This is a genomic window from Bartonella sp. AP150HLJHH, assembly GCF_042196385.1.
Classification (GTDB): Bacteria; Pseudomonadota; Alphaproteobacteria; order Rhizobiales; family Rhizobiaceae; genus Bartonella.
This window is the reverse complement of the sequence record NZ_JBHIQC010000137.1, coordinates 1-230: the sequence shown is the minus strand read 5'-3', so window position 1 is coordinate 230 and position 230 is coordinate 1.

The window sequence follows — 230 nt, the reverse complement described above, 5'->3', positions numbered from 1 at the left end:
GATCATCATGTGCAAATTTATGGCAATGCTGTTGTCAATAGCCGTGTAAAAATTCGTGATGATATCTGTGATGATAATCAGTCACTAAAAGACGCTGCTTAAATAACGCGTGGGCGCGGCGGGGGCGCCCTTCTTTAAACATCTCATTTAAAAATTTAAATCTCTGTATAAAGGAATTGTGCTCATGCAAAAGAAGTTTGCACTCACAAATGAAACGCGTGTATTTGGTA